Genomic DNA, 3,948 nt, shown 5'->3' with positions numbered 1-3,948 from the left:
GATATCCGTACTCGATTTTTATCAGCCGTATATCAAAAAAGATGGTGACGAAAAGCACTACTTATCAGCCTCTCGTATTTTTACTATCACTTGGGCAATATTTATTATTCCTATTGCATTCACATTTATTGACAGTAAGGGGTCTATCTTAGAGACACTTACAGAAGTCTCTTCATATTTTGTTGGGGCAAAGCTAGCCATGTTTAGCTTAGGTTTCTTTTCAAAACACACCACAGAGCGAGGTCTCATTACTGGTGTGGCTGCTGGTTTTATCGGTATATATGTATTTGCAGTTGGTATCCCGTTTACCGATTGGACACCACCAAATATTGCATGGCCTTGGTTTGTCGTCATTGGCGGCGCTATCAACATTATTGTTTCTATTAGTGCAAGCTTAATACTGGATGGTAAACAAGAAGTTTGGCATGAACAAACGGTCAAAGGTCAACAGTTAAAATTCGCAGCTGAGGGTTTACCTGAGAAGGTTGATGGTTGGTACATTGTCCCTGGTAAGGTCGATAAAGTAGTGTGGTTATTGCCTGTATTATTTGTCTTCATAATATTATTCTTAGCCTATTTTAATACGTTAGGCTAAAGCTTGTCGCTCATTGAGTATCGAAACTGGATTGAGTTACGGAACTGAGAATATAATCGCTAAGCGTAAGGAGACGGTATGAGAATCGGTGTCATCAGTGCGGATATCACGAGCGAAAGACGATTTGACCTCACCAATCTTAATATGCCGATTCTAGAAGTCATTAAAGAGCAAATAATTATGGTTATCAAGCGCTCAATGAGTACAGGTTAAGCAGGGCTTGATAACAGTTTGTTCTATAGTCAATACTCTATACAAGAGTGACAACGTTAACCTCGCTTGAAGTATCACCTATACATTTGCACTCGGTTGCCTTGTCTCTCCTTTAAACTGAATCAACTATACATGGGTAAAACCATGAGGGTCTTTGGTGATGCTGAGAAAATGGTCGAAGAGATGGTTCATAGTATCAATGGGGCAGGTCACTAATTAAACTATATATGCCTTTGATCTATTAACCGCAAGCCCCTAGAGTGTTAGCTATTGATTAATAGTGATGATATCAAGGTAGAGTACAGGAGCTATATTTTTATAGTCTTGATGTTATGACAAAACATAAAAAAGCCACATTAGTGGCTTTTTTATGTTTTTAATTTTCATTCAGGATTAATATTAGAATTGCATTTCTCGCATACGTTCCAGCACATCCAGCCCTTGTTGTTTTAGCCACCAAGGTATATCGATAAATACCCAGTTTTCAGACAGCTTATCATCCTTGCGATAATAAACATCTACCACTTGCATATCGGCCTGCACACTGCTCGGCATACCTAAAAATCCACCTTTTGGTGTATTGGTTAAGTTTGGCCAGCCAAAAAAGCAAGCCAACTCGCCATCAGCGAAACGGCACACATGTCCATTGTATTTTTTATCCCCCAAGCCATTACGGAAGGGCAATTGATGCTGTTTTTGATAGCGTTCGATGGTATAGCTTGCGCCAATACCGCAAGGTCCGTACCAAATCATATCTTGGTGCCAGGTTTGTGCCAATACTTCTGGAGGGCAGCCCATAGCGCCGCTTAGGTTCAGCTGATTGAGGTCTTCAACCATTCTATTGACCGTATCGAGCGTTTTTTTGGTTTGCAATGGGTCACTTTCACCTCGCAAAATCCCCTGATGATTGCGAGGACCAGGATAAACGAAATACTGTCCTGCTGATGGGGGTAGTGGATAAACGCCAGCCTGCTGCATGACACCTATTAGGTCTATAAACAACCCAGTATCGGTAATCTTATTATTCTCTACTCGGTGGAACTCAGCATAGCGGATATTGAGCATCTTACCAGTGGGAGGAATATCAAGCCACGGCTTATCAAAAAGCCCTGTAAAATGCCCCATATTCATGACCCAAACTGCCTGAGCATTACTATTGTCTTCAATTTCATTGTCACCGCCAATAAAAATATCAATACGTCTTTGCAGATGTTTGACAGACTGCTTGAGTGGTTGCCAAAAATGCTCAATCACTGCATCAGGTCCAGAAAGGTCACGAAATGGATATACCCCCTTCCAACGGTATTCGTCACTCATGAATTGATTAAATAGCTCTGGTAGTGAGCTGACATCAGTATTATCAAAGGCTTCACAGTATTCCCAGATAAAATCTTTGGCTTGTTGGATCATATGTTGTCCCGTTAATTTACAGTTATTGTCTAAATACCATAGCTCGGTTTATTTAATGCTTAATACTCTGAACTATATTAATAAAGTTTAGGAATGGATTTATCTCGTTCTACGTTATTGAGTATAGGTTTCTATAATGATTAAGGGCTTTCATCGTATTGATGGAGCTAAAATATTAGAAGCGCCCAATTCAGATAGCTGAAGTAAGTTATATGTTAAGACATTTTGAATTCGATTGCACTTTTTATTGATTGATGACAGGTATATTAACTATAGCTAGGTAAAATGTTGCCTAATTCATGATTGATGCTATTTTTTCTACATATAATTATGTCATTAAAAGTCTTTTAGCATTTAGTATGTTTTTTCTATGAAAAAACATACTAAATAAGCCCGGATGTGAACGGTCCCGACTTTATCTGTGGTGAGTTTAGGTGATTCAGAAAGCAAGGTATGACAGGGTTAAAATATCATAATAGTATTTTTCAAATCCAAAAGGTGGCACATAATCAATTGTGCTATGCAAACGGGTTTTATTGAACTTAAGATGCGCCAAACACAAATTGATTATCGATTTAGCTTTGCAAGACGAGAGCTATGATCAAAGTGCCACCCATTCAAGCGTGGGCAATCCAACATTGTTAATGATATTTCAATTCTACTTTCACTACCTCTTCAATACCTCTCATTTTAAACAAGTTCATTTTGACTCTATTCTAAGAATAAGAGCAAGCCAAAACACACTGTACAAATTTATTGCATTCGAATTCAATATTAAATATACTCAAGTGATATTGATGTATCAGCAATCCTAATCAAGATCATAAAGTTTTACTTTACGCACTTGAGAGGGTCATTAACAAAAGGATCTTGATTATGGAAAGTTTTGGTACCCTCAACTGGGTGATTGTCATTGTTTATTTATTAGCCAATCTTTTACTCGGCTGGTTTATGAGTCGAAAAATTTCTACTGCAGAAGACTACTATATCGGTGACCGCTCATCCCCTTGGTGGGCCATTGGTATTTCCGTAATTGCTACATACATCAGTGCCTTGTCATTTTTAGGTGGACCTGCTTGGGCTTATGGAGATGGAATGGCAGCTCTTGCCATTCATATTAACTATCCCATAGTCATCTTCATTGTCGTCGTATTTTTCCTACCTTTCTTTTATAGCAGTGGCGTCGCTTCTATTTATGATTATTTAGAGCGTCGGTTTGGTAAAAAATCTCGAGCCATCATAAGTGCACTGTTTTTGGTTACCCAAACGATCACTACCGCCTCCATCCTGACGGCTACCGCTTTCGTTATTACTTTTGCGACAGGTATAGAGCCAAAAACAGCCATCATCCTTATGTCAGCTATTGTTGTAGGCTATACCCTCATGGGTGGTATGAATGCTGTCATTTGGACAGATGTCTTGCAGGGATTTATTCTATTTCTTGGTGCGGGAATTATCTTTTACATATTAATTGGAGAAGTATCACCGATGTCAGGAGCTCTCACTATGCTGGGAGAAAACGATAAGCTAAATCCATTGAACTGGAGCTTAGACTTTTCGGTTGCTCCCACCGTTTGGGCAGGGGTGGTTGCAATGACATTGTTTCATATCACCGTATACGGTGGTAACCAAATGATGGTGCAACGTACTCTAGGTGCAAAGAGTATGGGAGATGCCAAAAAATCATATCTACTAATGGGCTTTGCTGCATTTTTTATCTACTTTTTATT

Annotated in this window: 4 protein-coding genes; 3 read left to right on the top strand and 1 reads right to left on the bottom strand. The window is 39.0% G+C overall.

Features of this window, described 5'->3' with window-relative positions; all coding sequences use genetic code 11:
* Both I6E86_RS13620 and I6E86_RS13820 read left to right on the top strand, forming a co-directional pair.
* Positions 1 to 595 (top strand): hypothetical protein (locus I6E86_RS13620; RefSeq protein WP_197177922.1); only part of this gene is annotated, 595 nt, incomplete at its 5' end.
* Positions 596 to 673: 78 nt separating this feature from the next.
* On the top strand, positions 674 to 808 hold the full coding sequence (locus tag I6E86_RS13820; RefSeq protein ID WP_265090701.1) for a hypothetical protein: 135 nt from the start codon (positions 674 to 676) through the stop codon (positions 806 to 808).
* A 399-nt stretch (positions 809 to 1,207) separates the two neighbouring features.
* On the opposite strand, the gene I6E86_RS13610 is transcribed toward I6E86_RS13820, so the two are convergent.
* Complete coding sequence (locus I6E86_RS13610; RefSeq protein ID WP_197177921.1) at positions 1,208 to 2,218, bottom strand: ester cyclase; 1,011 nt, start codon at positions 2,216 to 2,218, stop codon at positions 1,208 to 1,210.
* A gap of 876 nt (positions 2,219 to 3,094) precedes the next feature.
* Between I6E86_RS13610 and I6E86_RS13605 the strand changes: the two genes are divergently transcribed.
* On the top strand, positions 3,095 to 3,948 hold an 854-nt coding region (locus tag I6E86_RS13605), incomplete at its 3' end, for a sodium:solute symporter family transporter (protein ID WP_197177920.1).

Origin of the sequence: Psychrobacter sp. SWN149 (assembly GCF_015864565.1) — a bacterium.
In the GTDB taxonomy this organism is placed as follows: domain Bacteria; phylum Pseudomonadota; class Gammaproteobacteria; order Pseudomonadales; family Moraxellaceae; genus Psychrobacter.
Note: the sequence above shows the minus strand (reverse complement) of the source record. Positions and strands in the feature narration are given on the sequence as shown.

What these genes read in the sequence shown, in the direction of transcription:
- I6E86_RS13820 (WP_265090701.1), top strand. Translation starts at nt 674, where the DNA reads ATGAGAATCGGTGTCATCAGTGCGGATATCACGAGCGAAAGACGATTT.
- I6E86_RS13610 (WP_197177921.1), bottom strand. Translation starts at nt 2,218, where the DNA reads ATGATCCAACAAGCCAAAGATTTTATCTGGGAATACTGTGAAGCCTTT.